Raw genomic sequence first — 16,484 nt, forward strand, 5'->3', positions numbered from 1 at the left:
CATGACGACTCCCCAGGACCTGTACCGCCAGAAGCTGGCGTCTCCCGCCGATGCCGTGCGCCAGGTGCGCGACGGCGACATGATCATCGTGCCCACCGGCGTGGGCGAGCCGCCGACGCTGCTCACGGCGCTGTCGGAGCAGCGGCGCGATTTCCGCGACGTGAAGGTCGCGCAGATCCTCGCGATGCGCAAGTACGCCTACATCGACCCGGAAACCATCGAGCATGTGCGCCACGTCGCGCTGTTCTTCGGCGGCGCAACCCGCGCGGGTGGGCAGGAGGGCTGGATCGACTTCCTGCCGAACTACTTCTCCGAGATCCCGGCGCAGATCGAGCGCGGACAGATCCCGGCCGAGGTGGTCTTCAGCATGGCCTCGCCGATGGATGCGCACGGCTACTTCTCGCTGAGCCTAGGCGCCGACTACACCATGGCCGCCGTCGCGAAGGCCCGTGCCGTGGTGCTGGAGGTGAACCCGAACGTGCCCTTCGCGTACGGGGCCTGCCACGTGCACGTTTCGCAGGTGGCCACGCTGGTGGAGAACGAGGCACCGGTGATGGAGGTCGGCCTGCCGAAGATCGGCGTGGTGCAGGAAGCCATCGGCAAGTACGTGGCCGACCTGATCGACGACGGCTCGACCCTGCAGATCGGCTACGGCGGCATTCCCGATGCGGTGGTGATGCAGCTCACGCACAAGCGGGACCTTGGCATCCACACCGAGATGATCGGCGACGGCATTCTCAAGCTGGTGGAGAGCGGCGCGGTCACCAACCGCCGCAAGAACTACCTGCCGGGCAAGTCGGTCGCGACCTTCGCGCTCGGATCGGAGAAGCTCTACCGCTTCATGGACCGCAACCCGGCGCTCGAGATGCACCCGGTGAACTTCACCAACGACCCGGCGCTGGCGGGGCTGAACGACAACCTCGTCGCCATCAACGCGACCATGCAGATCGACCTGCTGGGGCAGTGCGGCTCGGAGAGCCTGGGGCATGCACCGTACTCGGGCACGGGCGGGCAGTCGGACTTCGTGCGCGCCGCCAACCGCTCGCGCGGCGGCAAGGCCTTCATCGTGCTGCCCTCGACGGCCAAGGGCGACACCATCTCGCGCATCGTGCCCTCGCTGTCGCGGGGCACGCACGTGAGCACGAGCAAGAACGACATCAACTACGTGGTCACCGAGTACGGCGTGGCGCAGCTGCGCGGCAAGTCGGCGAAGCAGCGGGCGCGCGAACTCATCGGCATCGCGCACCCGGCCTTCAGGGCGGAGCTGACCGAGCAGGCGAAGCGGCTGAAGCTGCTCTGAACCGCGTTCAGCCCGACTTGGCCGCCTTCACCAGCGAGGGCGTGGCCTTGTAGCTTTCGGGGAAGAGCTTCTTCAGGTCGTCGATCTTCGGCATGTCGTTGATCGCGATGTAGGGCTGGCTCGGATGCAGCGTCAGGTAGTCCTGGTGATAGTCCTCGGCCGCGTAGAAGGGCTTGGACATCTCGACCGTGGTGGCCAGCGGCTTGCCGAAGGTCTTCGCTTGGTTGAGCTGCGCGATGTACGCGTTGGCGATGCGGGCCTGCTCGGCGTTCTCGGCGAATACGGTGGAGCGGTACTGCGTGCCGGTGTCCGGGCCCTGGCGGTTGAGCTCGGTGGGGTCGTGCGCCACCGAGAAGTAGATCTGCAGCAGCTTGCCGTAGCTGACCTGCTGCGGGTCGTAGGTGATGCGCACCGACTCGGCATGGCCCGTTCGACCCGAGCCGACTTCGTCGTAGCGCGCGGTCTTCGCCTCGCCGCCTGCATAGCCCGAGACGGCGTTGCTCACGCCTTTGACGCGCTGGAACACGCCCTGCACGCCCCAGAAACAGCCGCCGGCGAAGACGGCGGTTTCGGTCTTCGCGGTGGGCGGCGCCACCAGGTCGGCGGTCGGCGCGGGCACGCGGCGCGCGGTTTCGGCGAACGACGGCACCGCGTGCCAGACCAGTGCGGCGGCAGCCAGCGTGCCTGCGGTGAGTGCGAGGGATTTCATGGGGATTCCTTGGGGAAACGGGATTGGCGGCGGCCGGCTGATCGGCCAACGCGACATTGACGCCGAATCTTCCGGACGTCAATGGCGCTTGCGAGGTGCCTTGGCTGCTTACTTCTTCATCTCGTCCTTGCCCATGGCGTCCTTCTTCATGGCGTCCTTGGACATGGAGTCTTTCGCCATCGAGTCCTTCTTCATGCCGTCCTTCGACATGGAATCCTTGGCCATCGAGTCCTTCTTCATCCCGTCCTTGGACATCGAGTCCTTGGCCATGCCGTCCTTCGCCATTTCGTCCGCGGCGAAAGCCGAGGCGCCGGCGAAAGCCATGCAGGTGGCGAGCACGGTTGCGGTGAGCTTGTTCATTTGAAGTTTTCCTGAGTGAGTTGAGGTTGAGTTTTCAATGTCGGCTCGGTCCCCGGGGAACTCCGCCTTTCGCTTTCTTCGGCAGTCGAGCGGCTTGGGCGGCCCCTCAGCTCCCTCCGAACCAGTTGTAGCCCTGGTCTTCCCAGTAGCCACCGGAATAGGTATTGGTGACGAACATCGCCTTGATGTGCTTCGGGTTCTTGTAGCCAAGCTTGGTCGGCATGCGCAGCTTCATCGGAAAGCCGTACTTCGGCGGCAGCGGCTGGCCGTCGTAGGTCAGCGTCAGCAGCGTCTGCGGGTGCAGAGCGGTGGGCATGTCGATGCTGGTGTAGTAGTCGTCGGCGCACTTGAAGCCGACGTACTTGGCCGTGAGGTCGGCGCCGATGTGGCGCAGGAAGTCGGCAAAGCGCACGCCGCCCCACTTGCCGATGGCGCTCCAGCCTTCCACGCAGATGTGGCGCGTGATCTGGTCCTGCTGCGGCATGGCGCGCAGCTCGGCCAGCGTCCAGGCGTGCTTGTCGGCCACCATGCCGGTCACTTCCAGCTTGTAGCTGGCTTCGTCCACCTCGCGGACCTCGTCCTCGCCGTAGTAGGCGTTGAACGGAAAGGGGCGCGTGATCTCCGCCTCGGTGTAGGTCGGAGCGAGCTGCGTCGGGCTGAAGATCAGGCCCTGCACCTTGTCGTTGAGGCGCGAGATCTTCGTGAGCGCGGCTTCCACCTGCGCGTTGTCGCTGATGCTGCAGCCGGTGAGCAGCGAAAGGCCGCCGAGGGTGAGCGAGCGCCGCAGGAACACGCGGCGCGAGGGCTCGTCGAGCTTCTTCGAGATCAGGCCGCGGGCTTCGTGCAGCACGGCCTCGCCGTCGATGCCGTTCAGGGTGGGGGCTTTGAAGATTTTCATCAGGCTTTGGGCGTGCCGCCGCGGATCATGGTGAGGAGCGTGCGGGGCACCAGGGCCACCATCACGAGGTGCACGACGACGAAGGCGACGATGGCGGCCATGCCGAAGAAGTGCACGCGGCGGGCCGACTCGTAGCCGCCCATCAGCTCGCGCAGCACCGGGAACTGCACCGACTTCCACAGCACCAGGCCCGAAAGCACGATCACGATCAGGTCGAGCATCACGAACAGGTAGGCCAGCTTCTGCACGCTGTTGTAGTGGCGCGGGTCGGCGTGCGAGAGCCTGCCCTTGAGCGCGGCCAGCGCGTCGCGCAGGACGCCGGCGGGCGTGAGCGGAAAGAACTTCGCGACCAGCCTGCCGGTGGCGACGTTCATGAACAGGTAGAAGAGGCCGTTGAACACCAGCAGCCACATCGCCGCGAAGTGCCACTGCAGCGCGCCGCCGAGCCAGCCGCCGAGCGTGACCACGGTCGGGATGCTGAACGGGAAGAAGGGCGATGCGTCGTAGATGCGCCAGCCGCTCGTCACCAGGATCACCACGGCCAGCGCGTTGAGCCAGTGCGAGATGCGCATCCACAGCGGGTGTACCGGGCCGGCATCGGCCGGTGCGGTGAGGGGAGCGATGGCTGTCGTGCTGTTCATGGGGCGGATTGTTGGGCGCACCCCATGGCCGATTCATCACGCAAAGTTCAATTAATCGTGATAACTCGGCCGGCCGGATCGCGGGACAATGTCGCCACCATGGACACTGCCAAGCGCGTGCTGATCGTCGAGGATGACGCCCATATTGCCGAACTGCTGCGCATGCACCTGCGCGACGAGGGCTATGCCATCGAGCACGCCGCCGACGGCCACGCGGGCCTTCGCGAGCTGGAGCGCGGCAACTGGGACGCGCTGGTGCTCGACCTGATGCTGCCCGGCATCGACGGCCTCGAAATCTGCCGCCGCGCCCGCGCGATGGCGCGCTACACGCCGATCATCATCATCAGCGCGCGCTCCAGCGAGGTGCACCGCATCCTCGGGCTGGAGCTCGGCGCCGACGACTACCTGGCCAAGCCCTTCTCGGTGCTGGAGCTGGTGGCGCGCGTGAAGGCTCTTTTGCGGCGCACCGACGCGATGGCGCGCAACGCGCGCATGGAGTCGGGCAGCCTCACGCTGGGCAACCTCGACATCGAGCCGCTGGCGCGCGAGGTGCGGGTCGACGGCAAGCCGGTGGAGCTCACGCCGCGCGAATTCGACCTGCTGTATTTCTTCGCTCGCAATCCCGGCAAGGTGTTCTCGCGGCTCGACCTGCTCAACCAGGTCTGGGGCTACCAGCACGACGGCTACGAGCACACCGTCAACACGCACATCAACCGGCTGCGCACCAAGGTGGAGGCCGATCCGACACAGCCCCGGCGCATCCTCACGGTGTGGGGGCGCGGCTACAAGCTCTCGGCCACCGGCAGCGCGGAGGAGGCCGCATGACGATGGCCTGGGCCACGCTCTCGCGGCGGCTGTCGGCCGTGTTCGCGGTGCTGCTGCTGGTGTGCTGCGGCGCCTCGGTGTGGCTGCAGGTGCGCTCCAACGGCATGCACGAGCAGGAGGTCATCCAGCGCCTTTCGAGCGGGCTGGCGGCGCACATCGCCGGAAACTCCGAACTCATGAAGCCCGGCGGGCTCGACCAGGCCGCGGTGAAAGACCTGTTCGACAAGCTGATGGCCGTCAACCCGAGCGTAGAGGTCTACCTGCTCGGGCTGGACGGCCGCATCGAGGCGCAGGCCGCGCCGCCGGGGCACCTGAAGCGCGACAGGGTCGACCTGGGGCCGATCCGCAAGCTGCTGTCGGGCGCGCCGCTGCCCATCGCGGGGGACGATCCGCGCAGTCCGAGCGGCTCCAAGGTGTTCAGCGTCGCGCCGCTGCAGATGGGCGGGCGCGACGCCGGCTATGTCTACGTGGTGCTGCAGGGCGAAGACCACGACGCACTGGTCGCCAACGTGGCGGCCGACAACGTGCTGCGCACCACGCTGTGGACGATGGGCCTGGTGTCGCTGCTCGGGCTGCTGGCGGGGCTGGCGGCATTCCGGCTCATCACGCGGCCGCTGCGCGAGCTCACAGCGGCGGTGAAGCGCTTCGAGAGCGAAGGCATCGCATCGCTCGAAGGCGAGGCGCCCACGCTGGAGCGGCTTTCCCGCGGCAGCGACGAGATAGCGCAACTGGGCCAGGCCTTCGCGCAGATGACGCGCCGCATCGCCGAGCAATGGCGCGAGCTCACGCTGCAGGACCAGCAGCGCCGCGAGCTCTTCGCGAACATCTCGCACGACCTGCGCACGCCGCTGACCTCGCTGCACGGCTATCTCGAGACGCTGCTGCTCAAGGCCGGCACGCTCAGCGATGAAGAGCGCCGGCGCTATCTCGAGATTGCCCTCGGCCAGAGCCGCAAGGTCGGCCGCCTCGCGCAGGAGGTGTTCGAGCTGGCGCGGCTCGAATACGGCGTGGTCAAGCCCGAGAAGGAAAACTTCGCGCTGGCCGACCTGGTGCAGGACGTGTTCCAGAAGTTCGAGCTGGCCGCCGAGGCAAGGCACCAGCGCCTGAAGCCCGACATCGCGCCCGGCCTGCCGGTGGTGTCGGCCGACCTCGGCATGATCGAGCGCGTGCTGACCAACCTGCTGGACAACGCCATCCGCCATACGCCCGAGGGCGGCGAGATCGTGGTGCAGTTGCGCGCCGAGAACGCCGGCGTGACGGTGCAGGTGAGCGACACGGGGCCGGGCATTCCGGGCGAGCTGCAGAAGGCGCTCTTCATGCGCCCCGTGTTCATGAGCGGTTCGCGCGCGGACGGCGCGGCAAGCAGCGGCGGGCTGGGCCTGGTGATCGTCAAGCGCATCCTGCAACTGCACGGCAGTGACATCAGGCTGGTGCAGCAGGCGGACAAGGGGGCGGTGTTCCGCTTCCAGCTGGGCGGCGCCGCGGGGATCTGAGGGAGCGCGTCAGAACGGCGGCCCCACGTGCCGCTCCAGCCGTTGCGTCAGGCCCCGCAGATCGAAGCCTTGGGAGGCGATCGACTTCGGCACGATGTGATAGAGCCGAGGCATCGGGTAGATCAGCACGAAGCGGTCGTTCTGGCGCCACTTGAGCACGTTCTCCCACACCACCGTGCCATCGCCGTGCGGCGACGCGAGGCGCAGGCCGGTCTCCAGCAGTTCCGCCTGGAATTCCGCCTGCATCGCCTTGTACTTGCGGTAGTGCCGGCGCGCCATGGCGGGCGTGAGCAGGCGCGTGGCCAGCAGCACGATGGCCATGCCGACCATGCCTCCCACCGCGGCCGGCCAGAGCGCCGGGCCGCCGATCAGGGCGCCGAGCAGGAGCAGCACGCCGATGGCCGCCAGCAACGCCCAGCGCAGCGGCGTTGGCCGGGCGAACAGCTTCATCGCGTCGGCGTAGTCGTCTTCGGAGATTCTGAATGTCGCGATCATGGAAGGAGCCGGAGGTTTGCCTGCAGGTGAGCGTGGATGCTACAAGAGCAACGCGACCCAACTCCAGGAGACAAAAGACCATGCCCGCCTTCGAAACCGTGCTGATCGACAAGGACCCGCAGCATCCGCGCATCGCGCGCCTCGTGCTCAACCGGCCCGGGAAACTCAATGCCATCGGCGAGACCACGCCCGCCGAGATACGCCGCGCTGTGGAATGGGCCGAGGCCGACGACGAGGTGCACGTGATCGTTGTCGAAGGCGCGGGCCGCGCGTTCTGCGCCGGCTACGACCTCGGGGACTACGCCGAGGGGCACGGACATGAAGGGCAGGGCGACCACCCCTGCCGCCAGGAGAAGACACCCTGGGACCCGATGCTCGACTACGCCGCCATGAAGCGCAACACCGACGACTTCATGGCCCTGTGGCGCAGCCGCAAGCCCACCATCGCCAAGGTGCACGGCTACGCGGTGGCCGGCGGCAGCGACATCGCTCTGTGCTGCGACCTGCTGACCATGGCCGACGATGCGCGCATCGGCTACATGCCCACTCGCGTGTGGGGCTGCCCGACCACCGCGATGTGGACCTACCGCCTCGGCGCCATGCGCGCCAAGCAGCTCATGTTCACCGGCGACACCATTCCCGGCACGCAGGCGGCCGAATGGGGCCTCGCGAGCTTCTCGGTGCCGGCCGACCAGCTCGACGGGGCCACGACGAAGCTTGCGCTGCGTATCGCCGGCGTGCCGAGCTCGCATCTCATGATGCACAAGCTCGTCGTCAACCAGGTCTGGCATTCGATGGGCCTGGAGCAAAGCCAGATGTTCGCCACCGTGTTCGACGGCATCACGCGCCACAACCCCGAGGGCATGTGGTTCAGGCGACAGGCGGAGGCCGAAGGCTTCAAGAGCGCGGTGCAGTGGCGCGACAGCGGCCGGCCTATTCCCGAGGGCGACGAGGCCCGCGCGCTCATTGCCGAACTCGAAGCGAAGCTGGCCGCGCGCGGCTGAGCGGCGCGGCATGTGTGGCCGGTCGCATGTCACGCGACCGACACGTCCTCCTCCGATGATCCGGCGCGCCCGTTGCCAGGCGACCAAAACACGAAGAAGCCGGCGACGGATGCATTCGCATCGACAGACAAGAGGGAGGAATCTCAATGCAATCGTTCATCTTTTCCAGGACGACGCTGGCGGCTTGCGCCTGCGCGTTCATCGCCGCCTGTGGCGGCGGCAGCGGTGGCGGCACGCCGCTGCTGCCCATCGCGCCGGTGTCACCGCCGCCGGCACCGGCTCCCGCGCCGGCTCCTGCACCGGCGCCCGCTGCCGTGGAACCCGCACCGGTTCTCGTCATCGGCCATCGCGGCGCCTCGGCTGCGCGCCCCGAGCACACGCTGGCCGCGTACCAGCAGGCCATCGACGACGGCGCCGACTTCATCGAGCCCGACCTGGTGCCCACCAAGGACGGCGAACTCGTCGCCCGCCACGAGAACGCCATCGCCGTCGTGGACGCCTCGGGCAACGTGATCGAGGCCACCACCAACGTGGCCGACGTGCCGAAGTTCGCCAGCCGCAAGACCACCAAGATCGTCGACGGTACTTCGATCACCGGCTGGTTCACCGAGGATTTCACGCTGGCCGAGCTCAAGGAGCTGAAGGCCCGCGAGCGCATTCCGAAGCTGCGCCCGGCCAACGTCTCGTACAACGACCAGTTCCAGGTGCCCACGCTCGACGAGGTGATCCAGCTCGCCAAGTCGCAATCGGTGGCCAAGGGCCGCGTGATCGGCGTCTATCCCGAGACCAAGCACCCGACCTACTTCCGCTCCATCGGCCTGCCGCTGGAGAAGAAGCTGATCGACACGCTGCAGAAGCACGACATGAACAAGGCCGACGCGCCCGTGTTCGTGCAGTCCTTCGAGACCGGCAACCTGAAGGACATCCGCCTGAAGAGCCCGGTGAGGATCATCCAGCTCGTCTACTCGGCGGGTGCGCCCTACGACCTCCAGGTTCTGGGCGACAAGCGGACCTATGCCGACCTCAAGAAGCCCGAAGGCCTGGCCGAGATCGCGACCTACGCGCAGGGCATCGGCGCGGACAAGGCGAGCGTGATCCCGGTGGCCGACGGCAAGCTCGGTGCGCCCACCACGCTGGTGAAGGACGCGCACGACAAGAAGCTGCAGGTCCACGTCTGGACCTTCCGGCCCGAGAACAACTTCCTGCCCGACAGCCTCAGGAAGGACCCGAAGACCGATCTCGTCGCGTACGGCGACACGGCGGGCGAGATCAAGGCCTTCCTCGATGCGGGCATCGACGGCCTCTTCGCCGACAGCCCGGCGACGGCGGTGCCGGCGGTCAAGGCATACCGCGCGGCTCGCACGCGGTAGAAGGTGCCGGAACGCGCCGCTCAGCCCTCGCGGCGCGTGACGACCACCGTGGCCTCGAGGCCTTCGTAGGCCTCGGCGTCGCCGAACCAACTGCCCGAGATCGGCGCCGCCAGCGAAGGGTCGCGCGCGACGCCGACTCGGATCAGCTGGCCGCTGCCCATGAGGTTGTTGGTGGGGTCGAAGGCCAGCCAGCCCACGCCCGGCAGGTAGGCCTGCAGCCAGGCATGGGTGGTGCCGGCGCCGGTCATCGAACCCGGTTCGCCCTGGGCCTGCGCGGCGGCGTCCAGCGCCGCGTCGTAGAGATAGCCCGAGACGAAGCGGGTCGCGATGCCCAGCCTGCGCGTGGCTTCCATCATCAGCAGCGCGTAGTCCCGGCAGCTGCCGCTGCCCAGCGCCAGCGTCTCCAGCGGCGTCTGCGTGCCTTCCTCGTCGCGCGCCTTGTACTCGAAGCTCTGGCCGATGTGCGCGTTCATGCGCGTGAGCACGTCGCGCGTGCTGTTGGGCTGGTCGGTGTGAAGGAACTGGTGGGCCCAGCGGATAAGCGTGCCCTGTTCGTCGTCGTTGTGATGCGGGCGCAGGTAGTGCTCGAGGTCGAGGCGCTCCTGCACCGAGTAGGCGAAGGGCAGGAACTCGGCGGACGGGTCGAGCGTGAACAGGTCGCGCTGCGAGGGCGGCACGTGCTCGATGGTGAAGGAGCACACGATGCGCAGCTCGGTGGCTTCGCCCAGCGGCTGCACCAGCGCGACGGAGTTGGAATACGGGTCCTGGATGAGCCGCGTGTTCGCCTCCGGGCTCACCTGCAGGTCGGTGGCCAGCACGCGCAGGTCGTGGCTGTCGCGCGGGCGGAACATCACCCGGTGCAGCCCGAAGCTGACCGGCTTGTTGTAGCGGTAGACGGTGGTGTGCCTGATGTCGTACTGGGTGGCCATGCGCCGCATTCTCGTGCTTCCGCGCGGCAAAAGTGTGGAACGCGGCCGTGCTCTTGCCGCAGAATCGGCGCCCGCCCCGTCATCCAGGAGATCCGGCCCGCCATGTACTCCGCCACCTTCATCTTCGCCAGCAAGCAGTTCGACGACGAGTTCCACCGCCTCGACCAGACCATCGCCGCGGCCGCCAAGTCGCTGCCCGGCTACCTGGGCGAGGAAACGTGGGAAAACCCCGGCAATGGGCTCGTGTCGAACGTCTACTACTGGGACTCGCTCGACAGCCTGCAGGCGCTGATCCGCCACCCCGTGCACCAGCAGGCCAAGGCGGCGCAGTCGAACTGGCTCGACGGCTACAAGGTCGTGATCTCCGAGGTGCTACGCACCTACGGTGACAGCCGCATCGACCACATGCTGGCGCCCGCGGTGCAGAGCGCCGGATAGGCAGGTAGCCCATGCCCGAAGCCTTCGGCCTCGTCCAGGTGCTCGGCGGGCTGGCGATCGGCGTCTTCTCGGGCGCCGTGGGTGGCCTGCTCGGCGTGAGCCCCGGCGGCGCGCTGGTGCCGGCGCTGGCGCTGATGCCCGGGCTGGGGCAGCACGAGGCGCAGGCCGTCTCGCTCGCGGCGCAACTGGTGCCGACCAGCCTTGCGGGCTTTCTGCGCTACCGGGTGTCGGGGCATGGTGCGTCTTGGCGCACGGTTGCCTGGATCTCGCTCGGTTTCCTGGCCGGAGCCTGGCTCGGCGCCCGAGGCGCCAGCCACGTGGCCGACGCGACGCTGCGCTGGATGTTCGTCGGCTACCTGCTGGTGCTGGCGACGCTGGTCGTGCTGAAGTCGCCCGCGAAGGCCGATGGCGCCGCGGAGTTGGCGCTGGAGCCGCGCGGCACGGCCGTGGCTCCGGCGGTGGTGGGCGTGGTGGCCGGCGCATCGTCGGGCCTGCTGGGCATCGGCGGCGGGCTGGCCATCACCGCGCTGCTGACGGTGGCGCTTCACTACTCGCAGCATCGCGCGCAGGCAGTGAGCCTTGCGGTGAACGCATTGCCGCTCGCGCTGCCGGCGGTGCTCGTCTATGCGAGCGTGGCGAACGGGCTGCCGTGGGTGTTGCTGGGCTTCGTCGTGCTGGGGCTGTGGATCGGCACCGCAGCGGGCGCGCGGCTCGCGACGCGGCTGGACGAGCGCGCTCTGCGCAAATACTTCTTCGTGCTGGTGATCTGCATGGCGCTGCTGATGGCGTATCGCGCCGCGGGCTCGGCAGGCTGATCAGAGCCGCTGCGTGCCGAGTGCCTTGGCCAGCGCGGCCGGCAGGGGCAACGGCTCGGCGTGCCATTGCGCGGCCAGCAGTTCGGCGCACAGGGCAGCGAAGCTCAGGCCCCGCGAGCCCAGCGCGGTGCAGGCCCAGAGGCCGGGGGCCTCGGGGGCTACAGGGCCGACGAGCGGACGCCGGTCGCCGGATGCGCACCGGACGCCGACCCAGGCCTGGCTCTCGCCGCGCTCGAAGACAGCGGCCAGCACTTCGGCTGCCGCAGGATGCAGGCGCATGAGGCGCTCGCGGTTCGCCGTGCTGTCCGCCTCTGTGGGATCGAGACTGGTGCTGTCGCGGTCGAAGGTGGCGCCGGCCAGCCAGATCGGAGCTTCGCCGCGTTCGCCCGGCACGTGGGCGACCAGATGGCCGTCGCCGTTGATGGGCGTGGAGGGCAGGGCGTCGCTGTCGTCGTGGGGCATGGGACCCCAGGCGACTTGTCCGCGCACGGGCTGCAAGGGGAGCGCGGGCGCGAAGCGGCCCGACTCGAAGCCGGCGCAGACGACGACGCGGTCCGCTTCGGCCAGCAGCCCGCCCGCCGGATCGAACAGCTGCCAGCCGCCTTCCGCGCGCCGTTCGAGCCGCGCCACCTGGCAACCGCCACGGAACTCGATGCCGGGCTGGCGCAGCCATGCTGCAACCAGCCGATGCGGCTTTACCCAGGTCGCACGCGCGTGCCAGATCGCGGGGGAGTCGACGGGCAGGCCGGCAGCCGCCAGCCGATCGGCGCCGGCCGGCCACGATTCGTTGGGCCCCTGGTCGCTCCAGCCGGCGGGCACGCGGACATCGCCATCGGGCCGGCGCTCCAGCACGCCGCTGGCGCGCCAGTCGCGTCCTTCTTCCAGCAGCCGCGCAAGTTCGGTCCAGGTGGCGCGGATGCCGGCGCGCGTGAGCCGCGAGAGCAGGGCGTCGTCGGGCGACACATGCGGCGCCAGCATGCCCACCGGAAGCCCCGAGGCGCCGGAGGCGGGCCAGTCGGCCGCGTCGAGCACCGTCACCTGCCAGCCGCGCCGAGCGAGGCTGGCGGCCACGGCGGCACCCGCGAGGCCCGCGCCCACGACGGCGCAGCGGCCGGGCGTTTCGATGCGTTCCGGCGCGGGTTCGCGGCGGCGTACCGTCCAGGCGGGTGCGAAGGTGCCGCGCAGGCAGTCGCGCTTCGGCGGCAGGCCCGGGCTCTTCTCGACGGCGAAGCCCTGCCGGGCCAGCGCATCGCGGATCGCCCGCGCGATCGTCCATGTGGCGATGCGCGTGCCCTGGCGTGCAAAGCGCGAGACGGCCTTGAGCGTGTCGTCCGACCACATGGCCGGGTTCTGCTGCGGGCTGAAGCCGTCGAGGAAGATACTGTCGGCCTCGAAGCGCTGGGCGCGCAGCATGGGCTGCACGTCGCCCACGCACAGGGTGAGCAGCACTCGGCCCTCGTCGAAGGCCAGCCGGTGGAAGCCCGGCAGCAGGCCGTTCCATTGCGCGGCCAGTTCGCGTGCGAGCGAGGCCAGTTCGGGGTAGGCCTCGGCGCCGCGAATGACGTCGTCGGCCGAGACGGGGTGCGCCTCGATCGAGACGAAGTGCAGCATCCGCGGCCGCGCCGGATCGGCGCGCCAGGCCTGCCAGGTTGTCAGGAAATTGAGGCCGAGGCCGAATCCGGTTTCGAGAATCCGCCATTGCGGCTGCCCGGCCCAGCCTTCCGGCAGGCCGCAGCCGCCCAGGAACACATGGCGCGACTGCGCCAGTGCCCCGGTTTCGGTGTGATAGATGTCGTCGAAGCGCTCGCTTCGCGGAACGCCGTCGGCGCGCCAGGCGACGGGCTCGGCGGCCAAGACGGGCTCAGTTCGTGGGGGGAACGTAGCCCTGGGCCACGTCGGCGCCTTCGCCGAAGAAGTGCTTTTCCATCTGCCGCGCCAGGTACTGGCGGGCGCGCAGATCGGCCAGGTTCAGCCGGTTTTCGTTGACCAGCATGGTCTGCTGCTTGAGCCAGGCGGCCCAGGCTTCCTTGCTGACGTTTTCCCAGAGGCGCTTGCCCAGTTCGCCTGGATAGGGCGGGAAGTCGAGACCTTCGGCCTCTTTGCCGAGCTTGATGCACTGAACCATGCGTGCCATTTCGATTGCCTTTTGTACGGGAAAAGTGGGGGAGACGGGGCGGAAGCGGCTGCTTAGTTGATTTGGCTATTTAGAACTGAAAACTTGGTCGTTCCAGTTTCTATATGTCGTATTGAGAATACGCAGCTTCATCGATATGCCTTTTCAGAGCAAGACACCATGAGCCTTCGCCGCGACTTTATCAAGCTTTCCCTGGGTGCCGGCGTGGCCGGTGCCATGGCCCTTTCGGCGTTGCCGACGTTCGCCCAGGGCGGCGCGGCCGCCAAGGGCCCCGTGACGCTGCTGAACGTGTCCTACGACCCGACGCGCGAGCTCTACGTGGACTACAACCAGGCCTTCGCCAAGTACTGGAAGGGCAAGACCGGGCAGGACGTGACGATCAAGCAGTCGCACGGCGGCTCGGGCAAGCAGGCCCGCTCGATCATCGACGGCATCGATGCCGACGTGGCCACTCTGGCGCTGGGCGGCGACGTCGATGCGCTGGTCACGCACGGCGGCCTCGTCAAGGCCGACTGGCAGAAGCGCCTGCCGCACAACTCCGCTCCCTACACCTCGACCATCGTGTTCCTGGTGAAAAAGGGCAACCCCAAGGGCCTGAAGGACTGGGACGACCTGGTCAAGCCCGGCGTGCAGGTGATCACGCCCAACCCCAAGACCTCGGGCGGCGCCCGCTGGAACTACCTGGCCGCGTGGGAATTCGCCAAGCGCAAGTACGGCGGCGATGCGAAGGCCAAGGAATACATCGGCAACCTGTTCAAGAACGTGCCCGTGCTCGACACCGGCGCGCGCGGCGCGACCATCACCTTCGTGCAGCGCGGCGTGGGCGACGTGCTGCTGGCCTGGGAGAACGAAGCCTTCCTGGCGCTGAAGGAATTCGGCCCCGAGAAGTTCGAGATCGTGGTGCCGTCGATTTCCATCTTGGCCGAGCCCAGCGTGTCGGTGGTCGACAAGGTCGTCGACAAGAAGGGCACGCGCGAGGTGGCCGAGGAGTACCTGAAGTACCTGTACTCCGACGAAGGCCAGGACATCGCGGGCCGCAACTTCTACCGCCCGACCTCGGAGAAGGCCAAGGCCAAGTACGACAAGCAGTTTCCCAAGCTGACGCTGGTGACCATCGACCAGGCCTTCGGCGGCTGGGCGAAGGCAGACAAGGAGCACTTCGCCGACGGCGGCTCCTTCGACCAGATCTATACGGCCAAGCAGAAGTAAGCCAGTCCGCTGTCGAGCCGGCAGTGCAGGGTGCCCGCATCGCGGGCGCCGTGGCCCGGCTCGTCCTGAATTCCTGAAGAAAACAGAAAGCCTCCCCGTGTCCGTTCTCCTGATTGCCGGCAGCCCCACGGCCCCGTCCCGCTCTACCGCCTTGCTCGACGCGGTGGGCGAGAGGCTGGCCCAGCGCCATGCGCGGATCGAGCGGCTCGCCGTTCGCGAACTGCCGGCACAGGCGCTGCTGCTGGCCGAGTGGAACCATCCGGCCATCGAGCGCGCCATCGCCCAGGTGGCAGCGGCGCGCGTGATCGTGGTGGCCACGCCGGTCTACAAGGCGGCCTACAGCGGCCTGCTCAAGGTCTTTCTCGATCTGCTCTCGCAGAACGCGCTCAAGGGCAAGACGGTGCTGCCGCTGGCCACTGGCGGCAGCCCGCACCACATGCTCGCGCTCGACTACGCGCTGCGGCCCGTGCTGCAGTCGCTTTCGGCGCGCCACATCCTTCCTGGCGTGTACGCCAGCGAATCGCAGATCGCGCTGACGCCCGAGAACGCCTACCAGGTGCACAACGACCTGGCCGAACGACTCAACGAGGCCGTCGAGGTGCTGGCCACCGAGGGCCTGAAGCTGCCTGCCACGCACGGCTTCGAGCCGGTGCCTTTCTCCCGCGTGCGATGTAGCGTCTGACGAGCGGGTTCTTCAACGAACCCGGCTCCCTCCAGACCCATCCCCGTCCTCTTTTTCGAAACCGCCTGTGTGCGGCGAGGGGATGGCTTTGCCTGAAGTTTTTGCAGACCAAGGAATCCACGCATGAACCCCGTCGCAACCGAAGACTCCGTGCTCGAGGTGCCACCGCGCTCCTTCTGGCGCGGCCTGCGCGATCTGCTGATCAGCGCCGTCGTGGTCAGCGCCATCGCGCTGATCGTCAGTTTCATCTCCGCCGCCTCGGCCCACGCCCAGGGCAACCGAGGCAAGGGCGAATTGCGCATCGGCTACCAGAAGTCGGCCAGCCTGTTCGTCCTGCAGAAGGCGCAAGGCACCCTTGAGAAAAAGCTCGCGCCACTCGGCTTCGGCGTGAAGTGGGTCGAGTTTCCGGCCGGCCCGCAGCTGCTCGAAGGCCTGAACGTCGGCGCGGTCGACGTCGGCTATGTCGGCGAGGCGCCGCCCATCTTCGCGCAGGCCGCGGGCGCGAAGTTCGTCTACTTCGGCTACGACCCTGCCGCGCCGCGCGCCGAGGCCATCCTGGTCACGAAGGATTCGCCCATCAAGTCGGTTGCCGACCTGAAGGGCAGGAAGGTCGCGCTCAACAAGGGCAGCAACGTGCACTACCTGCTCGTGAAGCAGCTCGAGAAGAACGGCCTGAAGCTCTCCGACATCCAGCCCGTCTACCTCGCGCCCGCCGACGGCCGTGCCGCCTTCGAGAGCAGGAACGTCGATGCATGGGTGATCTGGGATCCGTTCCAGGCCGCGGCCGAGAAGGCAACCGGCGCGCGCGTGCTGGCCGACGGCACGCCTGAGGTGGTGAACAACTACCAGTACTACCTGGGCGAGCGCGGCTTCGTGAAGAACAACCCGAAGGTCATCGACGCGCTGTTCGCCGATTCGGTGGAGCAGGGCATCTGGCTCAAGAAGAACCTGCGACAGGCCGCCGAGCTCATCGCTCCGCTGCAGGGCCTGCCGGTCGACGTGGTCGAGCTGGCGCTGCGCCGCTACGAGTTCAACGTGAAGCCGATCACCCCGGCCGTCGCGGCCGACCAGCAAAAGATCGCCGACACCTTCTTCGCACTGAAGCTCATTCCCAAGCCCATCAAGGTCAGCGACGCCGTTGTCACGGCGCAGCCCTGAGGCTTTCAACGAATCGGATCGTTC

The 16,484-nt window shown here is 68.0% G+C and carries 18 protein-coding genes; 10 read left to right on the forward strand and 8 right to left on the reverse strand.

The annotated features are described in order from the left end of the window. Position 1: 1 nt before the first annotated feature. Complete coding sequence (locus SFB74_RS15230) at positions 2–1,300, forward strand: acetyl-CoA hydrolase/transferase family protein (RefSeq protein ID WP_432731616.1); 1,299 nt, start codon at positions 2–4, stop codon at positions 1,298–1,300. A gap of 7 nt (positions 1,301–1,307) precedes the next feature. Here SFB74_RS15230 and msrA read toward each other — a convergent pair whose 3' ends face one another. The 4 genes from msrA to SFB74_RS15250 all read right to left on the reverse strand — a co-directional run bounded on the left by msrA (position 1,308) and on the right by SFB74_RS15250 (position 3,908). Beyond that, positions 1,308–2,009 carry a peptide-methionine (S)-S-oxide reductase MsrA gene (msrA, locus tag SFB74_RS15235; protein ID WP_432731617.1) on the reverse strand — a complete coding sequence of 234 codons (702 nt, stop codon included), beginning with the start codon at positions 2,007–2,009 and terminating at the stop codon, positions 1,308–1,310. A gap of 108 nt (positions 2,010–2,117) precedes the next feature. Next, complete coding sequence (locus SFB74_RS15240) at positions 2,118–2,369, reverse strand: pentapeptide MXKDX repeat protein (RefSeq protein ID WP_432731618.1); 252 nt, start codon at positions 2,367–2,369, stop codon at positions 2,118–2,120. A gap of 106 nt (positions 2,370–2,475) precedes the next feature. Then, positions 2,476–3,267: a molybdopterin-binding protein gene (locus tag SFB74_RS15245; protein WP_432731620.1), complete on the reverse strand. Its 792-nt coding sequence runs from the start codon at positions 3,265–3,267 to the stop codon at positions 2,476–2,478. Continuing rightward, positions 3,267–3,908 (reverse strand): cytochrome b/b6 domain-containing protein, encoded by a 642-nt coding sequence (locus SFB74_RS15250; RefSeq protein ID WP_432731621.1) that lies wholly within the window; start codon positions 3,906–3,908, stop codon positions 3,267–3,269. The genes SFB74_RS15245 and SFB74_RS15250 overlap by 1 nt, the downstream gene beginning before the upstream one ends. A gap of 99 nt (positions 3,909–4,007) precedes the next feature. Here SFB74_RS15250 and SFB74_RS15255 point away from each other — a divergent pair, with 99 nt between their 5' ends. Continuing rightward, positions 4,008–4,733 (forward strand): response regulator transcription factor, encoded by a 726-nt coding sequence (locus SFB74_RS15255; protein WP_432731622.1) that lies wholly within the window; start codon positions 4,008–4,010, stop codon positions 4,731–4,733. Beyond that, positions 4,730–6,226 carry an ATP-binding protein gene (locus SFB74_RS15260; RefSeq protein WP_432731623.1) on the forward strand — a complete coding sequence of 499 codons (1,497 nt, stop codon included), beginning with the start codon at positions 4,730–4,732 and terminating at the stop codon, positions 6,224–6,226. Before SFB74_RS15255 ends, SFB74_RS15260 begins: the two co-directional genes overlap by 4 nt. Before the next feature lie 9 nt (positions 6,227–6,235). On the opposite strand, the gene SFB74_RS15265 is transcribed toward SFB74_RS15260, so the two are convergent. Beyond that, entirely contained in the window at positions 6,236–6,721 is a 486-nt protein-coding gene (locus SFB74_RS15265) for a YcxB family protein (RefSeq protein ID WP_432731624.1), read from the reverse strand. Positions 6,722–6,801: 80 nt separating this feature from the next. Here SFB74_RS15265 and SFB74_RS15270 point away from each other — a divergent pair, with 80 nt between their 5' ends. Both SFB74_RS15270 and SFB74_RS15275 read left to right on the forward strand, forming a co-directional pair. Beyond that, entirely contained in the window at positions 6,802–7,725 is a 924-nt protein-coding gene (locus SFB74_RS15270) for a crotonase/enoyl-CoA hydratase family protein (RefSeq protein WP_432731625.1), read from the forward strand. Between the two features lie 146 nt (positions 7,726–7,871). After that, entirely contained in the window at positions 7,872–9,095 is a 1,224-nt protein-coding gene (locus tag SFB74_RS15275) for a glycerophosphodiester phosphodiesterase (protein WP_432731626.1), read from the forward strand. Positions 9,096–9,115: 20 nt separating this feature from the next. Here SFB74_RS15275 and SFB74_RS15280 read toward each other — a convergent pair whose 3' ends face one another. Next, complete coding sequence (locus SFB74_RS15280) at positions 9,116–10,024, reverse strand: transglutaminase family protein (protein WP_432731627.1); 909 nt, start codon at positions 10,022–10,024, stop codon at positions 9,116–9,118. 102 nt (positions 10,025–10,126) lie between these two features. On the opposite strand from SFB74_RS15280, the gene SFB74_RS15285 reads away from it, so the two are divergent. Beyond that, positions 10,127–10,462 carry an antibiotic biosynthesis monooxygenase family protein gene (locus tag SFB74_RS15285; RefSeq protein WP_432731628.1) on the forward strand — a complete coding sequence of 112 codons (336 nt, stop codon included), beginning with the start codon at positions 10,127–10,129 and terminating at the stop codon, positions 10,460–10,462. 11 nt (positions 10,463–10,473) lie between these two features. After that, complete coding sequence (locus SFB74_RS15290; RefSeq protein WP_432731630.1) at positions 10,474–11,277, forward strand: sulfite exporter TauE/SafE family protein; 804 nt, start codon at positions 10,474–10,476, stop codon at positions 11,275–11,277. Here the strand turns inward: SFB74_RS15290 and mnmC are convergent, their stop codons facing one another. Both mnmC and SFB74_RS15300 read right to left on the reverse strand, forming a co-directional pair. Continuing rightward, on the reverse strand, positions 11,278–13,131 hold the full coding sequence (mnmC, locus tag SFB74_RS15295) for an FAD-dependent 5-carboxymethylaminomethyl-2-thiouridine(34) oxidoreductase MnmC (protein WP_432731631.1): 1,854 nt from the start codon (positions 13,129–13,131) through the stop codon (positions 11,278–11,280). 7 nt (positions 13,132–13,138) lie between these two features. Then, on the reverse strand, positions 13,139–13,411 hold the full coding sequence (locus tag SFB74_RS15300) for an oxidative damage protection protein (protein WP_125950739.1): 273 nt from the start codon (positions 13,409–13,411) through the stop codon (positions 13,139–13,141). Between the two features lie 159 nt (positions 13,412–13,570). Here SFB74_RS15300 and SFB74_RS15305 point away from each other — a divergent pair, with 159 nt between their 5' ends. From SFB74_RS15305 to SFB74_RS15315, 3 genes are all read left to right on the forward strand, one after another. After that, the gene (locus tag SFB74_RS15305) at positions 13,571–14,620 is read left to right on the forward strand and encodes a sulfate ABC transporter substrate-binding protein (RefSeq protein ID WP_432731632.1); all 1,050 of its coding nucleotides are present in this window, start codon (positions 13,571–13,573) and stop codon (positions 14,618–14,620) included. A 97-nt stretch (positions 14,621–14,717) separates the two neighbouring features. After that, entirely contained in the window at positions 14,718–15,302 is a 585-nt protein-coding gene (gene ssuE / locus SFB74_RS15310; RefSeq protein WP_019652906.1) for an NADPH-dependent FMN reductase, read from the forward strand. A 123-nt stretch (positions 15,303–15,425) separates the two neighbouring features. Then, positions 15,426–16,460 (forward strand): sulfonate ABC transporter substrate-binding protein, encoded by a 1,035-nt coding sequence (locus tag SFB74_RS15315; RefSeq protein ID WP_432731633.1) that lies wholly within the window; start codon positions 15,426–15,428, stop codon positions 16,458–16,460. Positions 16,461–16,484: the final 24 nt, after the last annotated feature.

The sequence above is a fragment of the Variovorax xiamenensis genome (genome assembly GCF_050916385.1).
Taxonomy (GTDB): domain Bacteria; phylum Pseudomonadota; class Gammaproteobacteria; order Burkholderiales; family Burkholderiaceae_C; genus Variovorax.

Coding starts and splice junctions, on each gene's coding strand:
- SFB74_RS15230 (WP_432731616.1), top strand. CDS start 2: ATGACGACTCCCCAGGACCTGTACCGCCAGAAGCTGGCGTCTCCCGCC.
- msrA (WP_432731617.1), bottom strand. CDS start 2,009: ATGAAATCCCTCGCACTCACCGCAGGCACGCTGGCTGCCGCCGCACTG.
- SFB74_RS15240 (WP_432731618.1), bottom strand. CDS start 2,369: ATGAACAAGCTCACCGCAACCGTGCTCGCCACCTGCATGGCTTTCGCC.
- SFB74_RS15245 (WP_432731620.1), bottom strand. CDS start 3,267: ATGAAAATCTTCAAAGCCCCCACCCTGAACGGCATCGACGGCGAGGCC.
- SFB74_RS15250 (WP_432731621.1), bottom strand. CDS start 3,908: ATGAACAGCACGACAGCCATCGCTCCCCTCACCGCACCGGCCGATGCC.
- SFB74_RS15255 (WP_432731622.1), top strand. CDS start 4,008: ATGGACACTGCCAAGCGCGTGCTGATCGTCGAGGATGACGCCCATATT.
- SFB74_RS15260 (WP_432731623.1), top strand. CDS start 4,730: ATGACGATGGCCTGGGCCACGCTCTCGCGGCGGCTGTCGGCCGTGTTC.
- SFB74_RS15265 (WP_432731624.1), bottom strand. CDS start 6,721: ATGATCGCGACATTCAGAATCTCCGAAGACGACTACGCCGACGCGATG.
- SFB74_RS15270 (WP_432731625.1), top strand. CDS start 6,802: ATGCCCGCCTTCGAAACCGTGCTGATCGACAAGGACCCGCAGCATCCG.
- SFB74_RS15275 (WP_432731626.1), top strand. CDS start 7,872: ATGCAATCGTTCATCTTTTCCAGGACGACGCTGGCGGCTTGCGCCTGC.
- SFB74_RS15280 (WP_432731627.1), bottom strand. CDS start 10,024: ATGGCCACCCAGTACGACATCAGGCACACCACCGTCTACCGCTACAAC.
- SFB74_RS15285 (WP_432731628.1), top strand. CDS start 10,127: ATGTACTCCGCCACCTTCATCTTCGCCAGCAAGCAGTTCGACGACGAG.
- SFB74_RS15290 (WP_432731630.1), top strand. CDS start 10,474: ATGCCCGAAGCCTTCGGCCTCGTCCAGGTGCTCGGCGGGCTGGCGATC.
- SFB74_RS15300 (WP_125950739.1), bottom strand. CDS start 13,411: ATGGCACGCATGGTTCAGTGCATCAAGCTCGGCAAAGAGGCCGAAGGT.
- SFB74_RS15305 (WP_432731632.1), top strand. CDS start 13,571: ATGAGCCTTCGCCGCGACTTTATCAAGCTTTCCCTGGGTGCCGGCGTG.
- SFB74_RS15315 (WP_432731633.1), top strand. CDS start 15,426: ATGAACCCCGTCGCAACCGAAGACTCCGTGCTCGAGGTGCCACCGCGC.